This window comes from Lactobacillus sp. ESL0680 (genome assembly GCF_029392855.1).
In the GTDB taxonomy this organism is placed as follows: Bacteria; Bacillota; Bacilli; order Lactobacillales; family Lactobacillaceae; genus Lactobacillus.
In genome coordinates, this window is the sequence record NZ_CP113945.1 from 1516104 (window position 1) to 1543001 (window position 26898).

Annotated in this window: 22 protein-coding genes; 5 read left to right on the forward strand and 17 right to left on the reverse strand. The window is 39.8% G+C overall.

The annotated features are described in order from the left end of the window. Positions 1–20: 20 nt before the first annotated feature. The 9 genes from OZX58_RS07330 to OZX58_RS07370 all read right to left on the reverse strand — a co-directional run bounded on the left by OZX58_RS07330 (position 21) and on the right by OZX58_RS07370 (position 11061). Complete coding sequence (locus OZX58_RS07330; protein ID WP_277140846.1) at positions 21–1883, reverse strand: FAD-dependent oxidoreductase; 1863 nt, start codon at positions 1881–1883, stop codon at positions 21–23. A gap of 24 nt (positions 1884–1907) precedes the next feature. Next, the gene (locus OZX58_RS07335; RefSeq protein WP_277130349.1) at positions 1908–3122 is read right to left on the reverse strand and encodes an MFS transporter; all 1215 of its coding nucleotides are present in this window, start codon (positions 3120–3122) and stop codon (positions 1908–1910) included. Between the two features lie 28 nt (positions 3123–3150). After that, a complete protein-coding gene (locus tag OZX58_RS07340; protein WP_277130347.1) occupies positions 3151–4635 on the reverse strand; it encodes an FAD-binding protein in 1485 nt (494 codons plus the stop codon). A 213-nt stretch (positions 4636–4848) separates the two neighbouring features. Further along, the gene (locus tag OZX58_RS07345) at positions 4849–5754 is read right to left on the reverse strand and encodes a LysR family transcriptional regulator (protein WP_277140847.1); all 906 of its coding nucleotides are present in this window, start codon (positions 5752–5754) and stop codon (positions 4849–4851) included. A gap of 115 nt (positions 5755–5869) precedes the next feature. Then, positions 5870–7063 (reverse strand): MFS transporter, encoded by a 1194-nt coding sequence (locus OZX58_RS07350; protein ID WP_277140848.1) that lies wholly within the window; start codon positions 7061–7063, stop codon positions 5870–5872. Positions 7064–7086: 23 nt separating this feature from the next. Then, positions 7087–8280 carry an MFS transporter gene (locus OZX58_RS07355; RefSeq protein ID WP_277140849.1) on the reverse strand — a complete coding sequence of 398 codons (1194 nt, stop codon included), beginning with the start codon at positions 8278–8280 and terminating at the stop codon, positions 7087–7089. A gap of 134 nt (positions 8281–8414) precedes the next feature. Next, positions 8415–9299, reverse strand: a complete 885-nt coding sequence (locus tag OZX58_RS07360; protein WP_277130340.1) for a LysR family transcriptional regulator — start codon at positions 9297–9299, stop codon at positions 8415–8417. Between the two features lie 13 nt (positions 9300–9312). Beyond that, complete coding sequence (locus OZX58_RS07365) at positions 9313–10734, reverse strand: aryl-sulfate sulfotransferase (protein WP_277140850.1); 1422 nt, start codon at positions 10732–10734, stop codon at positions 9313–9315. Between the two features lie 24 nt (positions 10735–10758). Then, positions 10759–11061 carry a thioredoxin family protein gene (locus OZX58_RS07370; RefSeq protein WP_277130336.1) on the reverse strand — a complete coding sequence of 101 codons (303 nt, stop codon included), beginning with the start codon at positions 11059–11061 and terminating at the stop codon, positions 10759–10761. 187 nt (positions 11062–11248) lie between these two features. On the opposite strand from OZX58_RS07370, the gene OZX58_RS07375 reads away from it, so the two are divergent. Continuing rightward, the gene (locus OZX58_RS07375; RefSeq protein ID WP_277140851.1) at positions 11249–12169 is read left to right on the forward strand and encodes an FAD-dependent oxidoreductase; all 921 of its coding nucleotides are present in this window, start codon (positions 11249–11251) and stop codon (positions 12167–12169) included. A 25-nt stretch (positions 12170–12194) separates the two neighbouring features. Then, positions 12195–13388, forward strand: a complete 1194-nt coding sequence (locus OZX58_RS07380; RefSeq protein WP_277140852.1) for an MFS transporter — start codon at positions 12195–12197, stop codon at positions 13386–13388. A gap of 66 nt (positions 13389–13454) precedes the next feature. On the opposite strand, the gene OZX58_RS07385 is transcribed toward OZX58_RS07380, so the two are convergent. After that, positions 13455–14144 carry a 2,3-diphosphoglycerate-dependent phosphoglycerate mutase gene (locus OZX58_RS07385; protein ID WP_277130331.1) on the reverse strand — a complete coding sequence of 230 codons (690 nt, stop codon included), beginning with the start codon at positions 14142–14144 and terminating at the stop codon, positions 13455–13457. Between the two features lie 157 nt (positions 14145–14301). On the opposite strand from OZX58_RS07385, the gene OZX58_RS07390 reads away from it, so the two are divergent. The 3 genes from OZX58_RS07390 to OZX58_RS07400 all read left to right on the forward strand — a co-directional run bounded on the left by OZX58_RS07390 (position 14302) and on the right by OZX58_RS07400 (position 17086). After that, positions 14302–15084 carry a hypothetical protein gene (locus OZX58_RS07390; RefSeq protein WP_277140853.1) on the forward strand — a complete coding sequence of 261 codons (783 nt, stop codon included), beginning with the start codon at positions 14302–14304 and terminating at the stop codon, positions 15082–15084. A 162-nt stretch (positions 15085–15246) separates the two neighbouring features. Beyond that, a complete protein-coding gene (locus tag OZX58_RS07395; protein ID WP_277140854.1) occupies positions 15247–16011 on the forward strand; it encodes a DUF6612 family protein in 765 nt (254 codons plus the stop codon). Positions 16012–16120: 109 nt separating this feature from the next. Next, positions 16121–17086, forward strand: a complete 966-nt coding sequence (locus OZX58_RS07400; protein WP_277140855.1) for a Gfo/Idh/MocA family oxidoreductase — start codon at positions 16121–16123, stop codon at positions 17084–17086. 39 nt (positions 17087–17125) lie between these two features. On the opposite strand, the gene OZX58_RS07405 is transcribed toward OZX58_RS07400, so the two are convergent. From OZX58_RS07405 to OZX58_RS07435, 7 genes are all read right to left on the reverse strand, one after another. Further along, positions 17126–17968, reverse strand: coding sequence for a PfkB family carbohydrate kinase (locus tag OZX58_RS07405; RefSeq protein WP_277140856.1), 843 nt, complete (start codon positions 17966–17968; stop codon positions 17126–17128). 121 nt (positions 17969–18089) lie between these two features. Next, positions 18090–19241 (reverse strand): SLAP domain-containing protein, encoded by a 1152-nt coding sequence (locus tag OZX58_RS07410; RefSeq protein ID WP_277140857.1) that lies wholly within the window; start codon positions 19239–19241, stop codon positions 18090–18092. Between the two features lie 31 nt (positions 19242–19272). Further along, positions 19273–20493, reverse strand: a complete 1221-nt coding sequence (locus tag OZX58_RS07415; protein ID WP_277140858.1) for a glucosaminidase domain-containing protein — start codon at positions 20491–20493, stop codon at positions 19273–19275. A 108-nt stretch (positions 20494–20601) separates the two neighbouring features. After that, positions 20602–21108 carry a sigma-70 family RNA polymerase sigma factor gene (locus OZX58_RS07420; protein ID WP_277140859.1) on the reverse strand — a complete coding sequence of 169 codons (507 nt, stop codon included), beginning with the start codon at positions 21106–21108 and terminating at the stop codon, positions 20602–20604. Positions 21109–21339: 231 nt separating this feature from the next. Next, complete coding sequence (locus OZX58_RS07425; RefSeq protein ID WP_277140860.1) at positions 21340–22179, reverse strand: hypothetical protein; 840 nt, start codon at positions 22177–22179, stop codon at positions 21340–21342. A gap of 151 nt (positions 22180–22330) precedes the next feature. After that, positions 22331–25021 (reverse strand): SLAP domain-containing protein, encoded by a 2691-nt coding sequence (locus OZX58_RS07430; RefSeq protein WP_277140861.1) that lies wholly within the window; start codon positions 25019–25021, stop codon positions 22331–22333. 195 nt (positions 25022–25216) lie between these two features. Next, positions 25217–26761: a glycosyltransferase gene (locus tag OZX58_RS07435; RefSeq protein ID WP_277140862.1), complete on the reverse strand. Its 1545-nt coding sequence runs from the start codon at positions 26759–26761 to the stop codon at positions 25217–25219. Between the last annotated feature and the right edge of the window lie 137 nt (positions 26762–26898).

A 26898-nucleotide genomic window follows, 5' to 3' on the forward strand; every position in this document is an offset into this window, starting at 1 on the left:
TTCATACATGTTTTTAAATTTTATTTGCTGGCTTTTGCAGTTTCAGCGGCATCAATTCCGGCTAACCGACCTGAAATGTACGCAAAACCTAATGTTCCACCTTCAAAGTCAACATAAGCCTTACCATACATACCAGATGCATCAGCACCAGTAACATAAAGATTAGGAACAGGTTCACCTTCTGGTGTTAAAGCGTGCATCTTTTCATCAATCGTTGCACCACCAAGTGTTCCCAAGTTACGGGCAATAAACTTAACTGCGTAGAATGGGCCATTTTCAACTGGAATCATTCTATTAGTATCAGAGAAGAATAGGTCATCTTCACCGGTCTTCTTGGCATTATTGTATTGGGCAACAGACTTCTGCAAGTTATCAGAATCAACACCCATCTTATTGGCCAATTCTTCAATAGTATCGCCAATAAAGACAACATTTGTTGACTCAAGTTGATTTAACAAAGCAGTGAAATCAGTCTTCTCATGCTCACGCTTAATGTTTTCTTCGGTATCAGTTGGGTAATTAAATTCCATGTAGAATTCACGATGGTTTTTCCATTTCCCATAATGATCTTCAATCGCAACTGTACCGCCTTCCTTGATCTTATCCAACATCGCTTGATCAAGAACAACATATTCAGTTTGTTTTGGCTGTTCAGATAATTCGGCACCATGAACAGCAAAGTCCAAAGCATGAGTTTCACTAGCGTAACGCTGACCCCGATTATTAACGCGCAAGTTCGGGAAGTCAGCTAAAGCATTGAGTGGCATCCAACCAGGGCCAACAATCTTAGCCATTGCACCAATATCTTCATTACTGAATGTTTGCCAGAAGTAATGCGTTGAACCATTAATATGATGAGCAGTACCAGCATCCCAAGCCATGTTCAAACCGTCACCGGTATTTTGCAAAACTTGACCTTGTGTGCTGACATCACCCAAGTATTCTTTACGCATTTCTGGATTACCACCAAAACCACCGGTAGCAATAATCACCTTTTTGGCATGTACTTCTAAAGTAGAATCATCACCTTGGGCAACAACACCAGTAACTGCACCATCTTCTTGCAACAATTTTTTAGCAGCGAAGCCAAAGTACATCTTGCCGCCAATTGATTCGAATTTTTCAATCAGCTTGGTAATTGCCTTGGTACCACCTTCTTGGTAGCCATGCAAAGTTGCAGGCATCCCAATATGGTCATAACTACCACCAGTACCAGCGTCAACCAACTTCATAATGGCGCCGTTTTCGTTCAGCCAGTCAACTGTCTTACCAGATTCATCAATAATTCTACGAACTAAGATTGAGTTCATATAACCTTGTGAGGCGTCCATGTACTCGTCATATAGCCACTTCTTAGAAACAACTTGGTCAGAATCCTTTTGTTGTTGACTGTCTGCAGCAAACATCCCACCAGCAAATGTACCAGCACCAAGTGGCGAAATTGTCTTCTCAAGAAGGGCAACACTTGCCCCTTCTTGTTTAGCAGCAAGTGCTGCAGCAGCACCAGCAGAGCCAGCACCCACAACAGCAACATCGACATCAATTACTTCTTTATCAGAACTAGCATTTTGCGTGCCATTTTCTTTTAAAGCAGCAAAGTCAACATCTGCCTTGGTTAAAGCATCCTTAACCCCAGCAATAATTCCCCGCGAGGTTTCAGAAGCTCCCGAAACAACATCAACATCAACCGATTGATTTTTCACAATTTTGTCGGCCATTTTCTTAAAGGCATTATCTGCTAAACTATCTGGAGCAAAATTATTCAGTGCTTTAACACTATTAATCTTGTCTTCATTAACGTCGACTTCAACATTAATGATACTTTCCTTACCTTGACCTGAGCCGGTATACTTGCCCGGTTTTGTCGTGATTTTTTGCGTCATAGTATATCCTTCTTAATTAATAACTTAACGATGACGACCTGCATTTGGATTTGGTAGAATTGCCATAAAAATAGCAGTCAAAGCAAAGACAAGTCCTTGAATAATAAAGGTCGTTAAGTAACTCTTACCAGCAATCATCGAAATAATGATTGGTACACAGTATGATAAAAGCAGTGAAACAGTACCAACTAAACCACCGGCTGAACCAGCATACTTAGGACCAATTTCTGGGAAAGTAATTGGCATTGCCTGCATAATTGGACCAGTCATGGCACCAAGCAGACCACCGATAACTAAGTTAATTGTCAGAACTACTCCTAAAGGAACATACCAACTAATAGCCATTGAAATACCACCTAAAACAGTAATCCCAATCATTAATGGTTTAGCGTTCTTAGGCTTATTAATAATTGCTGGACCAAAGGCACTACCAAACATACTACCAACAGTCGCAATAGCGGCAATGGTACCAGCTTGTTGTGGACTCATTCCTCTTGCAGCAAATGCTTGTGGCAAAATTCCGGAGAAAGCTTCACTAGCACCCATACCACAACCTACACAAAGAGCAACAATCCAGGTCTTCTTGCTTTTGGCAGCTTCTTTAAAGAAACTCCATGAAGATGCAGCTTGATCTGCTTGCATTTCTTGCTTAGGAATTTCTTCACCCTTTGGTGTATCTTTAACAAATAATACCCAGCAAACACCTAAAACAAGCAAAACAATTGATGAGAAGATATAAGCTGCTTGAACACTAGGAAACATTGGTCCCGTAATTTGAGATAACATAATTCCTACACTGGCTGAGGCAAAGAAAATCCCCATTGCCATGTTAGTATCTTGCTTAAACCAAATACCAAAGATCTTTAGAGTATTAGCGTTTAACAGTGCCATATATACCCCAAACATCATCAGCATAATCATCATTGTGATGAAGTTATTAGCCCACAGACGACCAAACGCACCAATAACTGATACGACTAATCCAACTGTGACGATTTTCTTAGCACCAAATTTATCTGCCAAAGATCCTGCAGGAATACTAAGGAAAACGGCAATTAACATTGGTGCCATTAATAAACTTTGAAATTGCGGCATTGTAATATGCAATGCTGGCATAATTTGCGTAGCCAATGATGAAATTTGGAATTGGACGTAATTACTAATCATATCTAGCAATGCGGCAATTGCCAAAATCACCCACCGATAGTTAGAAAGCTTCGGTAATTGTTTTTGTTCCATAATAATTAAAACTCCCCTAATTTATGACTTAATTTTCCGCAGCATATTGTCCTGCTAACCGGCCAAATGTTTGTGCGTGGCTGCAGGTAAGACCAGGAACTCTATCTGGATAACTACCCCAGAAGAAGCCACCACTACAGTTTCCTGCTGCATAAAGATGTGGAATTGGCTTACCCATCTTATCGATAACTTCCATCTTGGTATTAATTCTTAAGCCATCAAGCGTTGCCAGCAGCCGGCCGCCCATAATAACACCGTAGTATGGACCATGTTCAACTGGGAATAATCTAAACTTCTCTTTACCAAAGTCAGTGTCTTCTCCTTGGTCGCACATCTTGTTATATTCATTAACAGTAGCAACCAACTGTTCTTTTGGCAGGTTCAACATTTCGGCTAATTCTTCAATTGTATCGGCCTTCTTAACCATGCCATCATCAATTCGCCGTTGAACTTCAGCCTTATTTTCTTCAGTGTTGTAAATACCTGGGAAGCCTAAACGTGAACAGCCTTGAGTTCTAAATTGAGCCATGTGGTCCATTGCATCTTCAGACCAAATTTGTGCTTCCAAGTATCCTGGCTGCTTAGCCATTGCATTAATGTCAAATTGGTAAGGTACACTTTCGTTACCAAAACGTTCACCATTTAGGTTAACCTTCAGCATCGGGTATGCACCCATCCAGAAGTAGCCTGGATCCTTAAAGTCAATGACATAATGATCTTCAGCATTAGTGCCAACTGGAACAGCACCACGGTCAAAAATAATTTCAGCTGGTTCTTCATCACGAGCAGCACCAACTTTTAGTCCGGCCAAGATACCTGAACCATCGTCACGTGGACCATCAGAATAAACATTCTTCTTATAGCCTAGTGGATCCCACTTCTTCATCAATTCAACGTTAGCACCGTAACCACCGGTACAGATAATGACACCCTTAGTAGCAGCGTATTCAGTCTTTTCACCTGAATCACGATCACTAGTAATAATGCCCGTTACCTTACCGCTGTCATCAGTAACTAATTCTTCTAACTTGGTATTGTACTTAAGCGTTACGCCTAATTCCTTCACCTTATCAATCATCCAGTCACCGTAATGTGCCCAATCATTATCGGGTGTGGCAATTGCTAATTCAGTATTGAAGGCTGTGTTAACAATGGTTTCGTAATAAGCATCTGATTGCGGCTTCAATACGCCACCGTTTGGCTTCAAAATATTGTCTTCAAGCCAGTTTGCTGTTTCATCAGTATGATTAGCCCAAGTCCATAATAGGCGTTCATCAACATTATCTTGATAGAACAAAGTTAAGAAATTCATTAACTTAGCTTTATCAACTTTAATTCCTGCTCTTCTTTGTGCGTTACTGTCCAAAGCAGCAAAGAATGACCGGAACAAAAATCTTGAACTTCCCATCTTATCAACTAATAAAACTTTGGCGCCTTTTTCAGCAGCGGCCATGGCTGCCATCGCACCAGCATTGCTGGCACCAGCAACAATTACGTCATAGGTATCTTTCATTTTTTATCCCTCACTTTTATAAAAAAGAAATCCTCTAACCGCTTTCATAATACTATGAATTAAGTGAAATTCTGCACCAATTTCGGAATTCAGGATTACTAAATGGAATAGAGAACATTTCAAAAAGAAAATGGCACTTAAAAAGCCTTAGTATCAGCAACGCTTTATCGCTGATACTAAAGCTCATTAAATAACATGAAAATTTTGACTTTTTTATTTTTTATTTGGCAAAAATTCCGTAATTGACTCTCGCAAAATGGCGATTACTTGCTTAAGGACTGTTTCATTGGCAAAAGATTCCATATAGGCAATACCATACGGAGAAATTTCATGATAATCAAAGGGAACATATGTCACGCCGTTAGCTTGATAGTCAGCAATAAAGTTAGGTAAAACGCCATACCCCCAACCTGCACGAACATATACTCCCATACTCAAGAAGTCTTGAACAAACTTAATTCGTTTCATGCCAACATTATTGACTAACGAATTTTGGAATTTAACCTGAACATTAAGCGAACTATTCGGATCAAGCAAAAAGATGTCCTTATCTTGCAAATCCTTTAACGTTAATTGTTCTTTCTGTGCTAGTGGTGAGTTTGACGGGCAAGCAACAACAAAGTGGCCGCGAATCAGAGGCTCAAATTGCACGTCTTCAACAATTTCAACATCATCACGCGCAATTGCACAAAGATCCACATGGTGATTCAGTAATTCGCCAATCGAATTATTCAAAACAAAAACAAACTGCACGTTGATATTACTGTTAACTGCCCGCAATTTTCTTAAAAAAATAGGTAAAACCTGCTGCTCAAGCGGTGTATCACACACGCCAATTCGAAGCAGTGTGCCAGCATCATTTTTTTGGCTCTGCAAATACGCGACTGTATAATCCATGTCATCAACGACATTGCGTGCAACATGATAAAAATACTTGCCAGCATTGGTCAAAGAAATCCGATGGTGCGCCCGATTAATCAGCGTCACACCAATTGTATTTTCTAAGTCCTTAATATTCTTGGATACAGCTGACTGGGAAAAATTAAGACGCTCAGCAGCAATGGTAAAACTAGAATTATCAACAGCTTTAATAAAACAACGTAATTGAGTAAAGTTCATTTTTGATCATCCCATTTCAATATATAGCTATTTTTATTATACATTTAATGTGAGCTATTTCACATCAATCTAATTAAAAAAGTCGCTGAACCTTAGTTCAGCGACTTAAAATTATTTAATCACGTACATGATTTGCGTCTGGCAAAATCATAATTAAGATCATTGTCGATGCAGTTAAAATGGCTTGAATGGCAAAAGTTACTAAGTAATTTTGCCCAGCAATTGCGGAAATCACAACGGTAAGAACATACGACATTAGCAGTTGCACAGTCCCAACTAATCCGCCGGCACTACCAGCATATTTAGGACCAATTTCTGGAAATTCAGCAACCATCCCTTGCATTAACGGGCCGTTTGCTGCGCCAAATAACCCACCAATTACTAAGTTAGCCATCATTAAACTGCCAGCCGGTGTAAACCAAGTAGCAAAAATCGAAATGCCGGCAACTATTCTAGTTAAGACCATGTATGGCTTGGCCCGATTTAGATGATGTGTCACAGCAGGAGCTACTAGTGAACCAATCAAACTACCAATTGTTGCAACAGATGCAATTGCACCAGCTGAAGCAATTGCGATTCCCTTACCATTAATTAATGCTTGCGGCAAAATCCCAGTAAAAGACATCGTTGCAGCAGAACCAATCCCACCAGAAATGCCGACCAGCCAAGTTTTCTTACTTTTGATAACTACTCGCAAGTACTTAGTAACTGGTTCTGACTTAGGAACCGGCTCGCCTTTAGGCGTATCTTTAACAAAGATAATCCATAGAACTGTCAAAATTAACAAAACAGTTGATGAGAAAATATATGCAGCACTGACACTTGCAAATAGTGAGCTAGTCAATTGCGAAAGCGTAATTCCCACACTAGCTGAGGCGAAGAAAATCCCCATTGCAACATTAGTGTCTTGCTTGAACCAAGTACTAAAAATCTTGATGGTATTTGCATTCAATAGTGCCATGTAGATACCAAACATCATGAGCATCAGCATCATTGTAATGAAGTTATGAGCAAACAAACGACCATAAGCACCAATTACTGAGACAATACACCCAATTGTAACAATCTTTTTTGCTCCAAATTTATCTGCCAGCATCCCGCTAGGAATACTTAAAAATACAGCTACCAGCATCGGTGCCATTAATAAACTAGAAAATTGCGCAGGCGAAATATGTAAAGCCGGCATAATTTGTGTGGCTAAAGCAGAAATCTGAAATTGCGTATAATTACTAATCATATCCATTAGTGCAATTATGCCCAAAATTACCCAGCGATAGCTTGATAAAGCCGGAAGTTTTCTTTCATCCATAAGTATCTCTTTTCTTCAATTAATTATTTAACGTGGTTTGCATCTGGCAATAGCAAAATAAAGATAACCGCACTGACATGTAATAATGCCTGCAAACCAATAGTCATTACTGGATTGTGACCAGCAATCGCAGAAATTGAAACTGGTACAACATAAGACAATAACATTGAAACAGTTCCGCCAATACCACCAGCACTACCGGCATATTTTTGACCAATTTCTGGTAATTGAATCGTCATTCCCTTTAGCACCGGACCAGTCATTGAACCAAACAAGCCGCCAATGGCTAAGTTGGCCATCATAATCAGGCTGCCCGGTAATTGGGTATTCATGAAAATCATAATCCCTGACAAAATAACCGCAAACAGCATGAATGGCTTTGCCCTGTGCAGTTTACGAATAATTGCTGGTCCAACCATCGAACCAAACAAGGCCCCAATTGAAGCACATGAAGTCATGACCCCTGCTAATCTTGGGTTAACCCCCTTAGCATTAACTAAAATCTGTGGCAGTGTTCCAATAAAGGACATTGAAGCAGCACTAACAATCCCGCCGCAAATATATAGCAGCCAAACGCGTTTGTTTCTTGCAGCAACACCAAAATACTTCGTAACTGACTCATGTTTGGGCATTACTTCGCCCTTTGGCGTATCTTTAACTAAAATTAGCCACAAGCAGGCAATCACAACAAGCAATACTGAAGAAAACATGTAAGCAGATTGAACTGTTGGAAAATATGCACCGGTAATCTGCGACAGTGTTGTTCCGACCGTACCACAGGCAAACCAAATTCCCATTGCAATTCCTGTATCTTGCTTGAACCAGGTACCTAAAATTTTGGTTGAGTTGGCGTTACCTAAAGACATGTAGACGCCAAACATTAACAAAGCGAGCATCATGGTGCCATAGCTATGAGCATAGAGCCGACCAAAAGCGCCAATAATTGACACAACAAACCCAGTCGCAACAACTTTCTTAGGGCCAAATTTATCACCCAAAGTGCCACCAGGGATACTCAAAAATACGGCCACCAGCATTGGTGCCATCAGTAAACTAGAAAATTGCGCCGGTGTAATTTGCAATTGTGGGATAATCCTAATTGCTAGAGCAGAAATCTGAAATTGAACATAACTGCTAGTCATTGTCATCAGTGACAAAACTGCTAAGATAACCCACCGATAACTTGATAAAGCCGGCAAACTTTTGCCTTCATTCATAAGCTTCCTTCCTTTCAAAAAATAGTCATCAACTAACCAATATTTTTATTTTTCCCTATTGCCATTTATGCTAGACAAAAATAAGGACCTAATTCAATACAATTCAGAATTAGGTCCTTACATGTTATTGAATTTTAGTAATTATCAAGAACTGCCTTCTCAATGATTGAGCAAATTTTTTCATCCAAACTTGTAACATTATTTTTGGCTGGATAAATTATTTCAAGCGGAACAGTTGTTTCTTCTTTTAACGGAACCGTACAGATTTGACCAGAACTAAAATAATTATTGCCAATTGATGCTGTCTCTGGCATTACTGTATATCCACGATTGTGGGCCACAGCATTAAAAATAATGTCACGACTTGATAATACATATTGGCGCTCGTGCCCTGCCCAATTTTTATAATCATTGAGAACAAAGCAGGTCAAGCCTTCAACGTCCTTTTCACCAATAGCTGCCTTTTTAGCCAGCTGACTATCCTTAGCTGCATAAACTCGCAGCGGAACATCAACTAACTTTTTGTGTTGCAAATGCATTTCGGCAATGATTGTATTAAACAAGGCTTCGTCATCTCTGCGCTTACTGCACAAGGCAATATCAACCTTGCCATCACGTAAGTGCTGCAGTAATTCCCGCGGTCGTAATTCTTCTGGTGAAATTTCCAACTTAGGAAACTGCTGGTAAATTTCGTTAATGATTTGCAAGAAAGTCGTTCCAGAAACCATTGGTACAACAGCCAAATTTACAGCTTTAATGTCTTCATTATTAATCGCAAACCGCTGCAGTTCTTCCACATCACGCTGAATTCTTTGCACAATATGGTAAACTTCCTTACCCTTAGGAGTTAATTTCACGCCCTTACGCGTACGTTCAAAAATCTGAGATCCCATTTCACTTTCAAATGATTTAATTGATTCACTTAGTGCTGGCTGCGAAATAAATAGTTCACAGCTTGCTTTAGAAATTGAATGACATTCGGCAACTTTTAGAAAGTATTGTAATTGGACGAGTTTCATGTTTAGCTCCTAATCAAAGTTTATCAACGCAAAATGCAGCACCCTCACCATAACCAGCAGCACCATCAACTGAGACTGTCACATCTTCTTTGAAGTTAGGATCAGCAGCACCAGGAACTTGGAAATCAGCAATCTTTGGCGGTGTAATTGCCTTAGGTTCTTCCTTAGTCAATTGCGGTACCCATTCATAAGGAACCCGATAAGCACGATATACTAGGTAATCCCCAACATAAGGATAAACATATTCCCAAACAACTTCTTTATCTGGTGTGACTTCCAAGAAACGTCCTTCAGTACCTTCATCAATTAGAGTATTACCATTTGGTAAACGTTGTGCATCACTAACTAATGGGGAATAGAAATGATGTCCATGGAATGGTGTCTTGCTGTCAAAGTCAGTAGTACCAAATGACCAAACAACTTCTAATGTAGTTGGATTAAATTCGATTACTCTTGAAGTATCAACTCTCGTTGTCTTCATTCCTGTCTTTGAAGTCTGGTCAGGCAAACCATAACCGGCCCAGCCACCGTTATTAAAGACCATAATATTGCCAGCACCAGGTAGTCCTTTAGGAATCATGTGTGAATGGTGCATTCCGACTAACGGACCAAGTAACCGCAGTGCCAGGCTGGTTGTATAATCTGGACCAATTTGCCAAACAATTTTACCGCTTTCATGGTCAACAATCCACATAATATTTGCTTCCCGAGAATCCATAATAATGTTATTAGGATTAAACCGTTCATCACCCTCATCAAACCAATGGTTAGGTCCTAAATAGCTAGCACAGTTAACGTGGAAAATATCACCTTCACCATGTTCACCACTCTGCTGTGTGTTTGGATCACGGAACATCGCGTTCTTTTCAATATTAGTCAAATGAAATTCACGGAAGTGATCCATAATGTGCCATGACCATAGTTCTTTACCTTCACGGTCAACTTCGAGCAAGACATCTTCAAGCAACAATTGTGGAGAAACCTTACGCTTCTTAACGTTATTATGGGTTAGCAAAAGAACTTTATTAAAGTCTTCCTTCGCATCTTGTCCTGGAACATAATAACCAACTGGATTACTTTCAATTTGATAATCATGGTGCTGACGAGCAACCCAAGCCTTACCTGAATCTTCATCTTCAACTTCTTGGTTATGGTCAAAGCTCCAAACTTTCTTCCCATCCCAGTCAATTTCTGTCAGATCAGCATAATCCTGATAAGCCGCATAACGATCACGACATCTTAATGAGCCAAAAATCTTGCCACCGGGAACCATCTTGTTGGGAAAACCCTGAAAATCTTTCCATTCGTGAACAACCTTACCGGACATATCAATTAAAACAGCACCTACACCAGCGGCATTAAACAATGTATAGCCGCTCCATGCCTTGTCTGGATTGTATCTAACAGTCCCTGTTGGATAAATACTTCTTCCCATTTTGTTCTCCTTTTACTTAATCAATTATGAAAGCATATCTGCATAATCATCTTCAGAATGATTGCCGCTAAGCCGCTTAACTGGCTCACCATCGTCAAACAAAATAACGTGGGGCACACCCTTTAAACGCAATTTTGCTTGCAATTCCGGGCTTTCTTCAACATCAACGTTGTAAAATGGAATCTCTGAAAATTCATCTTCTAAGTCTTCTACCTTTGGATGAACCTTTTGGCATACTGGGCAGGTCTTCCGCGAAAATAAAATTAAGCATTTTTGACCATCATCTTCGACAACTTCATCAAAAAATTCAGAGTTAATAGTTTTCATAATGAATACTCCTTTGTAACATTATTATTTTTTTCACAATTAAAGTTTAATACAAAAGCGCTTACTTTTGGGTATACGTAAAACTTATACCATATAAGAAAGCGCTATACTATGATACTTTTGAAAAGTTATATTATAAATCATAGATAATGTGAATAAATTAATTAATAACTAAGGAGAACAGCTTATGGAAGATTACGATGTGCTCATTTTAGGTGCTGGTCCAGCGGGATTATCCGCTGGCTTATTCAGTGCACGCTACGGCTTAAAGACAATAATTCTCGAAAAAGATGAAGTTGGCGGCCGTGCTAACCAAATTACAAAAATTACCACTTATCCCGGTATTTTAGAATCATCTGGCGCAGATTTAATCGCTAAAATGCGAGCCCATGCCGAAAAGTTTGGTGCCGTAATCAAGATGCAATCACCGAAATCAATTAAAATTCAAGATGGTTATAAAATAGTCCACACCCGCAAAGTTGATTACAGAGCCAAGACTTTAATTGTTGCAACAGGTATGACACCACGAGTATTAGGTATCCCCGGTGAAGAAGAATTTGCTGGGATGGGCGTGTCCTACTGCGCAACTTGTGATGCTGACTTTTACCAAGATCAAAAAGTTGCCGTTGTCGGCGATAATAACGAAGCCATCAGCGAGGGATTATTAATTTGCAAATTCGCCAGCGAAGTTGACGTAATTGTTAATCGGCCTGAAGGTCATCTGACTTGCAGTAAAGCCAATCAAGAGCGTGCTGATAAAGAACCTAAGATGCATTTTATTTGGAATACCGAAGTTGAGGATGTCCACGGCGACATGAATGTTGAGGGACTAAAGGTTAGGAACCTAACAACTGGTAAAGAAACTGATTTGCCTTGTGATGGTGTCTTCTTCTTCCTTGGAATGATGCCCGCTACTGCAATTGTCAAAGACATTGTTGAACTAGACGATCAAGGTTATATGCATGCTAAAGAAGACATGAGCGTTGGCAATCAAGGGATTTTCGCAGCGGGTGATACGCGCAAACGATACCTCAGCCAAGTTCTAACTTCTGCTAATGACGGCGCAATTGCCGCTGCAGCTGCACAAAAATACATTGCCACCAACTAGAAGCAACTGACTTCGGAGAAAAATCATGAAAAACATTTCGCACAACAGCATTATGTTTAAGATTTCCGTTTTATCAATTTCACTAGCAGTTATGCTGGCACCAACTATCTCGCCAGCTCTGCCGTTAATGCATTTTCCAGGTGTCTCCAAAGAGCAGATTGATACTTTATCAACCATTCCTAACCTGGCCAAAATTTTGGGAATTCTGTTCTGCCCTTTCCTTATTCGCTGGATTGGTCAAAAGAAAACTATCTTAATTGGACTGACTGGAATTGTTGTTTTGGGGATTATCCCCTTCTTCAGTAATTCTTACCAAGTAATCCTAATAGCCAGAATTATCGTAGGCTTAGCGTTCGGGATTTTCATGCCGCTATGCACCAGCTTAATTGTTCAATTATATCGGACAGATAAAAATACCATGGCGCACATGATGGGTTACCAAAATACAGTCCAGACTTTAGGTAGTGCTCTTGGGTCATTCACAGTTGGCAGTCTCGTTATGTGGGGCTGGCATCAAGCCTTCTTGGTTTACCTAATCCCCATCTTGCCAATTGTATTGTTTAGCCTTTTTGTCAGCATTGATGATCCGCAAAAAACAACCCAGAAAGAAAAAAGTAAGACCAAGTTTAAATTCACTGGTGAAATGGCATTGATTTGCTTCTTTATGCTAGCAACTTTGGTGTTCTACATGCCAATCAACTTTACCATGCCGCGGTTAATCATTCAGAAGCAGATTGGTTCTGCGAGCACGGCTGCGCTAGTTGCGGGAATTGTTCAAATCGCAACAATGGCCACTGCTTCACTATTTGGCTATATGATGAAACATGTCGGTAAAATTATTTTCCCGATTGGGTTCTTGCTAGTTATGATAGGTTACTTTGCTATTTCACAGGCAAATAACATTGTCATACTAATCTGTGCCTTGTTAATTATGGGCATTGGCAACAGCTTCTGTCTGCCATTCATTTACAATTGGATGGCACTTCTAACTAACAGTGATACGGCAACAATGGGACAATCCATTTTAATGATTGCCTTGAATATCGGTACGGTGCTATCGCCCAAAATTGTCAACGGCATTAACCAAATGATGGGCAGCAATGACCCATGCAACGTCATGATTATTTGTGCCTGTGGCGACTTATGTTTAGCAATAATTGCCGTAATTAATTATGTGTCCAATCGAAGTAAGAAGCATCCACGCTTACAAGGTAAATAATTTTTAAAATAAACAAAAAAGAACCACCTCTATTACGAGGTGGTTCTTTTAATTAGGATTAACTAATTAATCCAATTTTTCCTTGTTAGTGACATTCAACTTGTCATCGAAGGTGTAAACAACTGGTTCACCAGTCTTCATTTCCAAGTCCATAATGTCAGCATCAGAAATGTTTTCGATGTACTTAGTCAATGCACGCAATGAATTACCGTGAGCTGCGATAATGACATTCTTACCAGCCAACAAGTCTGGCGCAATGTGGTCTTCCCAGAAAGGCATAACTCTGCCAAGGCAGACCTTCAAGTTCTCAGTCCGTGGAATGATGTTCGGGTCAAGATCAGCATAACGACGGTCATGTACTTGACTGAATTCTGAATCATCTTCAAGCTTTGGTGGCAAAACATCGTATGACCGACGCCAAATGTGCACTTGTTCATCGCCGTATTTTTCAGCAGTTGCCTTCTTGTTTAAGCCTTGTAAACCGCCGTAATGACGTTCGTTAAGCCGCCAAGACTTAGTTTCTGGAACCCAGAGTTGATCGCTTTCTGCCAAAGCATAGTGCAGGGTCTTGATTGCACGAGTTAAAACTGAGGTATATGCTTGGTCAAATTGCAGACCAGCTTCTTTAATCAATTTACCCGCATTTTTTGCTTCTTCGACACCCTTTTCTGACAGGTCAACATCAACCCAGCCAGTAAATTTATTTTCAAGGTTCCATTCACTTTGTCCGTGACGGATTAAAACTAATTTCGACATGAAATATCTCCTTTGCAAATTAAATGTTTCACTTACTATTTTACACATTTCGTTTTTATTTTCATAGGGTTTTCTATCAAAAATCATTTTTTAGCTAACGATTTTACGATACAATAGGAGTAATAATTATTATCAGAAAAGAGCATGTTCACATACTATGAAATTCAAAAAAATAATCATTGGTCTTAGCCTCGCTGCAGCTTTAATTGTCGGCGGCTGTTCTAAAAAACAAAAAACTAGTGAGCCGATCCTAACTAAAACTCAGGTAATTAACGCCTCACAAAAAACGTTCAAAAGTGGTCAAGTTAAGCAAAATGTCACTTTGGGTAATGACACATCTAAACAAGTTGTAGTTACTAATGCCGTCTTTGGCGGCAAGCCAACTATCTTCCACATTAATTACCAAACACAGGTCAAGGGCAAGAATCAGACTTCAGAGCAGTGGGCTGACAACATGAACCACCTCTACTTCAACGGTCAAAGTTCCTGGTACAAGGCCGACCTCGCTACTACCACCGGCCACTCTTATGCCGACCTAGTTGACGCGGTCTTTAACAACGAGATGCTAATAGATCCGCCAGCTGCCTTGACTAAGGCTTACAAAATGACGCGCAGCGGCAATACCTACAAGCTAACAGCCACAATTACCGACCCCAAAGTTATGCAAAAGGCTGTTGCTCCAATCTTTACAACCGATACTCAAAGTCCCAAGCAGTTAAAAGCCTATCAGAAACTTGAAAAAGCCGGCAAGTTCCAAAATATGACCGTTAAATTAGTGGTCAAAAACGGTAAATTGTACTCTTTCAATTACCTTGTTAACATTAATTTAGACAAGGTAATGAAATTGAGTGTTAGCCAAAGCTATGGCAACATGGGCAAACAAGACTTCCTAAAACTACCCAGCAATGCCCTAGGCGCAAAACCTTTACCTAAAAAATAATTTATTTAGACTACTTTCTTTAATGGAAGTGGTCTTTTTTAATGTGACGACAGCTTTAACCAATTATAAATTAACAGTTGCTTATCCAAACAATAATCTGTATAATGCAATTATATATATAGAATAGTGTTAGTAAATATCAAACTATTATGAGGTAAAATTATGAAATTCAAAAAAGCTGTCATAACGTTATTAGCCGTTATTGGCCTTGGTACCCTTGGCACTAGTGCAACTCAACCTGTTGCCGCCAGCACCAGCAAAGCTGATGTCATTAAAGTTACCGAGAACGATTTATCTAAGGCTGATGATGCGCAAGCAACGATTAAGTTGGGTCTCAAAGCAGGCAAAAAGCAACTCAAATTCAATGCCACAATGACAATGGGGAACAAACCAACAGTTATCCACGTAATTGCCAACAGTAAGGCTCTGCCAAGTAATGTAGAAGCCTGGATCGACAGCGGCAGCGGCAAAATTTATAGCTTAGATGGTAAAAAATGGGTTAAAGAAGACATGTCTAAGGAAGACCAAGCTTCCTTTAATGACACAACCCAAGGTAAACCTTCTCCTACTTTTTACAAAAAACTAGCTAAGAAAGCTAAGTTAACCCACTCTGGTGACTCTTATACCGTTAGTGGCAAAGTTACCGACCAAAAGTGGCTCAATAAGTTCCTTCTTGCAATCGCTAAGGATGCAAAATTGAGCAAAAAAGAAATAAAATCTCTGAAAAAGGTGAAGCTGAGCAACATTAGCGTTAAGATGACCACATCTAACGACAAGTTAACTAATTACCTAGTTTCTACCAAAGTAAGCTTGACTAAGAAAATATCTGTTACTTTGAGCATGAACATGTCAGAGTTTGGCAAGCACAGTGACTTAGCCGTTCCTAGCGAGATTGTCAATTCTGCTACACCAGCTCCTAAAGATTAATTATTAAAAAATGAGATGCCGCAAACAAGCGACATCTTTTTTTATTGTCCAAATTGAATTATGTTAACATAAAAGTAGTTAAAACCAGGTTTTAGATGGAGGCTTATCTATGAAATTAGGAATTGTCGGCAGCGGCAAAATTGTCCATGACTTTTTAACAACTGCAAATAAAATTGACCACTTAGAACTAACTGCAATTTCAACTACTCAGCGAAGTAGGCAGATTGCACAAGATTTAGCCCAGCAATATGGCATCAAGAAGGTCTTTACTAATAACGCCCAGCTCTGTAATGATCCTAACGTCGATACCGTTTACGTGGCAGTTCCTAATTCCCTGCATTATGAAGTCGTTAAACAAGCGCTTGAAGCTGGGAAAAATGTGATTTGCGAGAAGCCATACATGGCAACAACAGCTCAAGCTCAGGAACTCAAGCAAATTGCGGATAAACATCATGTAATTATCGTTGAGGCAATTACTAACATTCACCTCCCTAACTACAAGGCAATCAAGCGCGTTCTGCCTAAAATTGGCCCGGTTCACATTGTGTCACTCAATTACACCCAATATTCAAGCCGCTATGATAATTTCTTAAAGGGGATCATTGAACCGGTCTTTGATCCCACTAAGGATGGCGGCACCTTGAAGGATCTGAATATTTATAACATCCACCTCGCTGTCGGCTTATTCGGTAAGCCCGACCACGTTCAATATTACCCAGTTATGCAACAGGGAATTGACACTTCTGGAATTTTGAACCTAACATACGCAGACAAACAGGCAACTCTGGTCGCAGCCAAGGACTGTTACGTAACCCCACGTTCCTTTATTGAAGGCGAAAAAGGCTCAATCTACTTTGATGGTTCCACCGGCGTAATTGATAGTTTCACTGTTGAATTGCGCACAGGGGAAACCAAGCATGTTAACTTAAACAAGTTCGATCACAGAATGGCGAGTGAATTCACCGACTTTGTCAACATCATTGATAATCATGACGTCACTACTGCTAACGAATTATACAACCACAGCATGACTGTCATGGACGTCCTGGCTAACGCCGTTAAATCAGCCCAATAACAAACATCTAGTTAACCACCAATCGGCTAACTAGATGTTTTATTTTGGCATAGTTTGCTTAATTAAATATGCTAAAGCTGAGCTGATGTCCATCCCGTACCGCAATTCTTCCTGCTTGCTCGTCTTATTAGCCGCGATTGCCAAATGCGTTGCCGTAGTTGCTATTTCAATTGCCCTAGGTAAAGTGAAATCCATATTAAGCAAACCTGCCAAACTCGCTGCAAATAAATCACCCGCACCATAAAAATGCCCAGCAAAATATTCTTGACCACAATATTGCAGCTGCCCCTGCTCAAGATAGCAGCAGCCAATCTGCTTACCGCGCCGAATGCCGGTTACCACCACTTGCAAATTAGGATTAGCCTGACTAATTACTGTCTGCATGGCCTGCACTAAGTCTGCATTACTAGCGGTCACTTTTTTAGAACCAGACAATAAACCAAGTTCCGTCATGTTCGGCGTAATCACAGTTGCAGTCGCCACCAACTGCCTCATCGCTGCTACATCTTCTAAAGTTAATTCAGGGTACAACTTTCCATTATCCCCCAGAACTGGATCAACAATTACCTGCTTGAATTTACCCTTGCGGATATTTTCAACCAAGAGCTGACATGTTCTCCGGCTGCCAAGATATCCGGTTAATAATGTCGCAAAATTTAGATCTGGAATTTTCTGCCAATGAACCAATGCTTGCGGCAAAAAGCCCACCAAGTCTACCATTTGCGGCTTACCAAAGCCTTCAGTCTGCGTTGACAAAATCTGTGTCGGCAGACTGCCATACTTAATCCCCAACGCACTCATGACACTAATTGCCGCAGTTGTAGAAATACCGCCAATTGCTGAGTAATCTTCAACCAGTAATAATTTTTGCTTTGATTTCATTCTTTCACTTCATTCAGTAGTTTAAATTTACTTACATTATAAACTCACAAAGCAATTAACGCCGTTACAATTTAATACTAACTAAAAAATCACCTTAGGAAATTCCTAAAGTGATTTTTTTCTACTTAAAATTTGCGGCTTTCACAAATTCACTAGTATTAATTTGGTAGTAAGTCATGCCATTAATCGTAACTTGACCACCATAAGTACGCACGCGATTGCCACGGTAAAGTTTAGGACTAGCTGTCTTTTTACCAACCGTATCATAAACATAAGCATTGTGACTCAACGTCCGCTTTTTACCAATAATGTTGCTGGCAACCACATATTCATCCGTACCAATCTGCAGATACTTCTTGCCGTTAATTATCTTGGTCTTAGCAACAGTTACCTTAGTGCCAGCAGTCTTTAAGGCTGCCGAAGTCCGCTGCCCCTGTTCGTTATAAGTATAGGCATCATGCATCAAAGTCTGGTTACCCGTTGGTGCTTGTGAAACCGTACTTGTATCAGTTGTAGTATCAGGATCATCAGATACCGGTACTGCATCAAGATCAGCATCAAGATCAGCATCACTATCGGCACCCTGCAGATTGTAGTAGTACTTAACTAAGGAGTAAAAATCATCCATTGAGTAACCCCACTTAGCAAAGTAGCCATCAGGATCCGTATGATTGGTGCCGCCCAGATATTTAGACACAGCATGGTGCGACCAGATTGTTCCCTTACCGCAATTAGTTGCATTACTTGGCTTTAAATCGTAGCGGTGCAAAATCTTCGCCGCATATATCGCATCATTGTTCACACTCTTAGCAAAGTTATCCCGCGTATTTTCCTCGGCTAATTCAATCTGGAAAAAGCGGCTGTTGGCAATCGCACCAGCACCCCAGACACCGTACTTAGGAGTCATCATCTGGATAACTTGCTTGTGGTCAACAAAGGCATGAACATAAGCGTACATATTCATCCATTCACGATTAAAGTAAATGGCTTCGTTATAAGCAGTCGCGTTAGGTGTCGCCGTCTCATGGATAACTATCCCCTCAGGCTTGCCATTACGGTACTTGATTTTATTGCCATTAGCATAAAACTTGTTATACTTAATCCCCTCTGTCTTGAGCAGCGTGTGGAGGTAGGTCACACCCACATAACTATTCTGCTTGGCAAGTGAATTAATCGAGGCGGCTTGGGCTGTCTCACTTTGACTCATTCCAAAAACAGGCGCAACTAAACCTACGCCGATAAGGGCAGTAGTTATTAGTTTCTTTATCTTCATCTGAAATTTCATTCCTTATTATTGCTTACAATTAATTAAAATTACCGGCTTTGACATACTGGTGAATGCCAATACGGTAATACTTCTGCCCAGCAATCGTGTAGGTTGAACCATAAGTAGCTACAGTTGCACCCTTCTTTTCCTTATTGCTATTATCGCGGTTGCCATAATCATTGTAAACATAAGCGTTATGCTTCAACACGCGCATTGTACCGTCAATGTTGCCGGCAGCAACATACTGGTTATCACCAATACGGTAATACTTCTTGCCGTTAATTGTCTTGGTGCCGTAAGTAGCAATGACCTTGCCTTCAGTACCAGCCTTAAGAGCCTTCATTCCCTTAACCCGGGTCAACTTGTCAGTATAAACATAAGCATTGTGCATCAATGTCTTATTGACTTTGGTTTCACCTTTTGGTGCTTGAGAAGCTGGCGGCAAGGCACTACCGAGATTTAAGTTGCCGCCGTTAACCCAGCCTTTGCCAGCAACGTACATTCTCTTCTTACCATTATAAAAAGTAATGGTCTTGGTAACAGTGACATTATCGCCCTTGTTAACTGAGTCAGTCTTAGCAGAAACCGAATGGTCGGTTGGCCAAGCATAGGTCGCGGTTGACTTCTTAACCGTGTAAGAAGCATTGGCATGAGAAATCTTTGGATCATATTGGGTCAAATTATAAGTTGTAATTTGCCGGTTCAAAGTTGTGTTGTAATTAGGATCAGTAGCATAAGTGCCAGTTAAGGCCTTAGTTGCATCGCCATAACTAGATGCATTTTCAAGCCAAGTACCTTGGTAGCGATCTGGCTGCCAACTGACACCTTCACGCAGCTTCATGCCATTATCATCAAATGAACCTTGATAGCTCGAATATTTTCTAAATTTAGCAGTGATGTAATAACTTTTACCGTTCTTATCGACTTCACGTGTCTTACTGGTGTAGACATCGCCGGTCCAACTGTCGTCGGCCTTCATTCCGAATAGGTTATTGGCGTTAACTGCCAAACCTGATTGGCCCCAGTTAGACTCTGTGATTGCCTGCGCAATCATAACTGATGGGTACAAGCCGTACTTCTTAGCTACTTTTTGTGCTTGACTTGCAGCAGTATTTAAAAACGCACTTTGGCTGTCTGTAGCCGCATTAACCTTCTTCGCCTTAGCTGGAGAAGCAGCAATTAAGTTGTTGGTAACTGGTATAACGGCTGATGATAATAAAGCCGCGGCAGCAAAACCAGTGATTAGTTTATTTTTCATAAAGTATGTGTCCTCCTTAATCGATACCTTTATTGTATCGGGCAAACCCTAACTAAACAATACTTTCCATTTAATTGTAGTCAAAAAGTAATATTGTTCACTAATTTATTACAAATTAGTAATCTGTGCGTCTAAAACTTGACGCAAGTGCATTAGTAACTGACGTTTAACCCGTTGCAGTTGAACCCGCGTGACGCATGCCTCTTGAGCTAAGGCACTAATTGGCTCGCCGGCAATTAGATTATGAAAAAATAACAGTCGCTCTAATTCCGACATCTGCATGACTTCTTTTTCTAAAATCAGATAGTTGTCCCAATTATTCATCATGCCCAAACTTTGTGCTTGCTCAAAATCTGCCTGCCGCTCAGTAGTCCTCTGATCCTTGCGCAACTGGTCAATCGTGTGCCAAATAATCTTGCGAAAACTCCGCCGATCAACCTCTTCTTGAGATAGTTCTCCCTTTTGGTCTAACATTTGGGCGTAGACGCAAATTCCTTCCTGCAATAGGTCTTCATAGTTAGTATAGTCCTGTCTAACGTGGACGGCTTTTAATGCGCCCCGAACTAATTTTTGATTCTTCCATGCAGCTAAAAAAGCTTGTTTACTAATCTTCATGTGTGACATTTCCTCAATTTCGATATTGTCACAAGCGCTTGTGCACTATTAGATTAGCAAGACCCAGCTATGATTAAAAAGCAAACTAAGTAAGCGGTATCAATTGATAGTACGGGCTTTGAAGTTCTGAAAATCAGCACACTATGTAAAGCGCTAACATCTAGTTATTCCATACCTTTGGGTACAAAAAAGTATTAAAAAAACACGAATCAAGTGATTCGTGTTTTTAGATTAAAATAGCGTATTGGGCCGCCTACTCAAAATGTAGACAGTATGATGGTCATCTTGAACTAACGGCTGTTCAAGTAGACTGGCTAAATACCGTCCATAACGCGCGTGACTTTTATTCAAGATATCCTGATAAATGTCTCTAAGTGACAACTTCGTTAACGTCGGATGCGGGTGAAAGTATGCCCGTTGGTCAAGCAGCGACTTGCCACGAGTGCGCCGCACCTGCCAGCCAAGGGACGCTTCCAAATGATTACTGCCTAATTTGTACAGCGCATGATTGTAGTATAGTCCGCGGTACACCTGCGCACTAATGTAGCGCGTGCAGTCGGTGAAGGCAAAAGTATAGGTCAACTGTTTGCACATCACCGTATCAAAGACAATGGCTGACTTGCCAAGCGAATGAAAGTCAGCCATCTGGTGCAGGGCTACCCAATCAGTATCCCCAGTCGTATAACCATGCATTGAAAAGTACGCTCGTTTGCCAGTCGCAATTACATAACGTGCCTTTTGTTCAAGCCGATTGGCAAACTCTCGCTGAAACTCTAGCCCACCCAATAAGTTGTTCTGGGCAAAGGCGTTAATCAACGAGCGACTGCTGCTTTTGCATAAGACAATTCCTCTTTGGCAGTCAAAAATTACACTCTTATACTTCCCGAGCAGCGGCTCTTTTTGAAATTGGTAGATAGCAAGTGTGTTGCCATCTATCTGATAATCGGCAGCCTCAACTAAGTACCTGCTTAATTCCGGCGAATTAACCAACTCCTGCAGCTTAGCTTTCGACCAATTGCGGTACTTCTTGGCAGTTGGCAATCTCCAACTTTGATTTGTCGTTTCAGGCAAATTGTTGTCCTCCTTATAGTTATTTTAGATTGTTTTGCTAGATACAATTATACTAAAATTGTTATCGCTTTCATATAGTGGATTAAAAAATAATTGCACCAAAAAAGGCAGCAACTAAATCGCTGTCTTGATATGGTTTAATATTATTTAATTATTTTAAGTCATTCAACCAAGTAAAGTTACCATTTTGCAAGTCTTCATAGATATTCTTTAAATTTTGAATTTGTGTTGGATCTTGAGCAACTTTTTGATTCAAATCTTCCAGACCATGTAAAGCAGTTACAAGTTGCGTCTTAATGCCTTTACCCTCAAGGCTAGAAGCAATTGTCCGCAAATCGCCATAAATGGCTTTTACAGCATTTATTTCTGGAGAACTTTGTCCCAATAAATGAGCCATAGCAATATTAGTAACTAAATCGTCACCTGATGGTAACTGTTCAGCCTGACCTAGTGCATCATTTATTGCGCTATTAATTGCATCAACATCAATCTGAGTCGTTGTTATTGCATCAAATGCATGATAAATATTGGCTAAATCACCATGAGCTAAAATTGCAAGTCCTTTAGCATTAATAATAGTTTGATCCGTACCTGAATAATTTTCTAATTTAGAATCTAAATCTCTTAAATCATTAAGTAATTCAGAATCATTAGCCTTTAATGTTGTATTAATATGTTCAGTATCAGTTAGCAATTTTACTAGGTTAGTCTTAACACCAGTATGCTCTAACTTAGAAGCAATATCCTTAGCAGCATTATAAGCCTTCTTAAAGCTGCCCAACACACCTTGAACATCTTCGTCTCCCATGTGAGTAGGATCATTTAATTTTGACCAATCAAAACTAGCAGGCATTTCCTTAATTCCACTGATAATATCTTTAATATCATTCTTGATATCCTGATATTTATCTGCTGGAACTTCACTCTTAATGCTTTCTAAATCATGATAAATATTTGATAAATCTGGATGCAACCCTTGAGCAAGTTCTTTAATATCCTGACGAACCTTGCTTGTTGGAGCAATATTTTCTAATGCAGCATAAATATCCTTAAGATTTTGAATTTGATCTGCATCTAATTCATTATTTACTGTTTCAAGTCCATGTAGAATTGTTACAAAATCAGTTTTTATGCCTGAACCTTCAACTTTTTTAGCAATATCCAATACATCATTTAAAATCGGTGTGATGTCTGTAAGCATCTCACTAGTAGTTGTCCAATTAGCTGGTAAAGCCGAAATTTTAGCTAATATGTCCTTAATATCATTCTTTACATCTTGATATCTAGGATCATTTAATTTACTGCTTAGACTACTTAACCCGTGATAAATTGCTGCCATACCAGGACGAACGGCGCCAACTACTGCTTTCACTTTGTCAGAAATTGTTGGCTCCGAAGATGGAGCAGAATCTGGATTACTATCTGCACCGGAACTTGGTGTTGAGCCTGTGCTACTGTCTACGCCAGAACTGGAATCTGAACCCGCGCTACTGCCCGAACTAGAGCTTGGAGCTGAACCCGAACTACTGTCTGCGCCAGAACTAGAATCTGAACCTGTGCTACTACCTGCACCAGAACTTGGCGTTGAACCCGCGCTACTACCTGCATCAGAACTGGAATCTGAACCTGTACTACTATCTGCACCAGAACTTGGCGTTGAACCTGTACTGCTGTCTGCGCCGGAACTGGAATCTGAACCCGCGCTACTGCTACTGCCCGAACTAGAGCTTGGAGCTGAGCCTGTGCTGCTGCCTGCACTGGAACTGGAATCTGAGCCTGTGTTGCTGCCTGCACTGGAACTGGAATCTGAGCCTGTGTTGCTGCCTGCACTGGAACTGGAATCTGAGCCTGTGTTGCTGCCTGCACTGGAACTGGAATCTGAGCCTGTGCTACTACCTGCACTGGAGCTTGGCGTTGAACCCGCGCTGCTGCCTGCACTGGAACTGGAATCTGAGCCTGTGCTACTACCTGCACCAGAGCTTGGCGTTGAACCCGCGCTACTGTCTGCGCCGGAACTGGAATCTGAACCTGAACTACTACCTGCGCCTGAACTTGACGTTGAGCCTGTGTTGCTGCCCGAACTAGAGCTTGGAGCTGAACCCGAACTACTGTCTGCGCCAGAACTAGAATCTGAACCTGAGCTACTACCTGCACCAGAACTTGGCGTTGAACCTGTACTGCTGCTTGCACTGGAGCTTGGTGTTGAGCTTGAGCTACTACCTGCACTGGAGCTTGGAGCTGAACTTGAACTACTGCCTGCACTGGAACTTGGTTCTGTAACAGGTGGTACTACATTAGCAGCAGCGATATATCTACCATTACCTAAGTTATAATACAGCTTACCCTTAATCTTCTTAGTACCATAGACCTTAATCTTCTTACCTTTATTAACAGCTGTCTTGCCTACACGCTTACCTTTACTGTTATAGAAGTATGATGTCTTTTTAAGAGTTACAGTAGTAGCAACAGTCACATTCTTTACTAAAACATAACGTCCATGACCTAAGCTATAATATTTCTTACCCTTAATGGTCTTAATCCCATAAACTTTAAGAGCTTTTCCTTTTTTAAGAGACTTGCCAACTTTTTTACCCTTACTGTTGTAGACAGCTGCTGCCTTATTAACCTTAGCTGAGTTAGCAGCTGTCTTTTTAGTAGTCTTAGCTTCAACAATTACACTAGTAGCACTTGGATTAACATTAGATGCTAATGCCAAGCCACCTAAAGTACTACCAGCAGCAATTGTAGTTACCAATAAATTACGAGCAGCTTTATGCAATCTTCCACTTTTTAGTGCTTTGGAAATATCTTTTTGTAATTTCCGTTTATTACTAAAATCCAATTTTATAAACCTCCATAATAACAATTAACATGTACAATACTACAATTTAATAATATTACTTATTTATTTTTAATCAAGTATGCGCTTACTTTAATCTTGGCAAGTCACGTTATTTTATTTTAAAATTATTCTATACATGTTGCTGGTATTGCTTGAATTTTAGCATCGCTGTTTTTATATATGATATTTTAAATGTTATTTTATTATTTTATTTTGATTTATGACAAATTTGACCCAATATTGCCATACACCTTCAGGAGAAAAGCGCTTAGCATTCTCATATGCTCCCTGACTCAAGTTTTCTCTTAACTTTTTATCACCGAAAAATTGCTCAATTTTTTGTTCTAAAAGCTTCGTATTGCCATCAGGAACTAAAAAGCCACTCTTGTTATCTTGAATTAAATCAGACGGACCATAATTAATGTCATACGAAATAACAGGCACACCATGCGATTGTGCCTCAACTATACAAAGAGGCGCACCTTCATAGCGTGAAGATAATATCATCAGTTGAGCATCATCGTATACCTTATTAACGTCTTGCACATAACCCTTAAAGCTAATAGCATTTTCCATGTTAAGCGTTTTAACTAACTCTCTTAGTTTCTTTTCTTCTTTTCCATTGTCGCCATCGTTACCATAACCATAAATATCAAAAGTTAAATTTGAATTTTTTTGATAAACTTTCGTAAACACATTAATCGCATCATCAAGTCTCTTTTGATAATCCAATCTTGCGACTGCAATAATCTTGCCATTTGTTCGCTGCTTCATTGAAATATGTGGTGCCTGCAATTGCGATTTAGGAACTATTCCAACTGGAATTGCAACAATTGGAACCCTTGTCTGCAGTCTTGCTCGCATATCTTTGGCTTGCTTTTCAGTTGGAACTACGACAATACTTGTTTTTCTTAACTGATCTGTATTAGCAATTGAGGGATAGGTAAGCGGGGAGTTCATTGGATCCCAATAGTCACGAAAATGGATATTATGGAAGTGTTCAATCTTTCTTGCTTTTGTTTTCATATTAAGCATAGGCAAATTAGTAATATTACTTCTATCAGAAATAAAGGTTGATTTTTCACCACTTGTAGCATCAGATTTATTCAAATGATCCAACATAATAGTAAAAGCTTGACCCAAGTTCATTAGCGAATACAATGTGCCATCTACATCAGTTAATTGAATATTAGTTACTGCCAAAAAATCTGGTCTCTTAGCACATGAAGTTTCACAATAAATTGTACCATCAGGTTTATGGAACTGTTCCACTTCCATTAATTTGGAATTTGTACCATAAAATTGTGTTACGCTAAGAAATCCTCTATAATCATACAAATCCTTTTTGGTACAATCACCGTCACCATTCAAATATTCAACTGTATCAAGTTGCCTACTGTTTGGAAGCAGATTAATAATCATTGTTTTCCGTGATTCATCATAAATTTCGTAACCGTTACCTGTCCTTACTTTTTTAGCAAAGTTCGGTAATGGCAATTGATCGATGGTCATTACTCTAGACTTAAATTTAATTGTCCCCGCAAAATAATCATACATATTAATATAATCATCATCAGTTAGACCATAAGACTTAATATTTCGATGTGCAAAACGATCATAGCCAAAAGTAACTATTTTAGTATTAACGTTAAATTCTTGAAATAATTTTAGTCGCTTAATCTCTGCATGTTCAATTCCAGAGCTATTTAAATCTATTTTATTATTTAAAAAATAATACATTTTTCTCCTGCCTCATTAATGTTGATATTATTCTATATATATTCATAATAGACTTAGATTTCAGTAAATCAAGCTGCTGTTAAAAATTTTCAGCACAAAAAAAGCGGTGGAATTTTCCATCGCTTTTTCTTAGATAC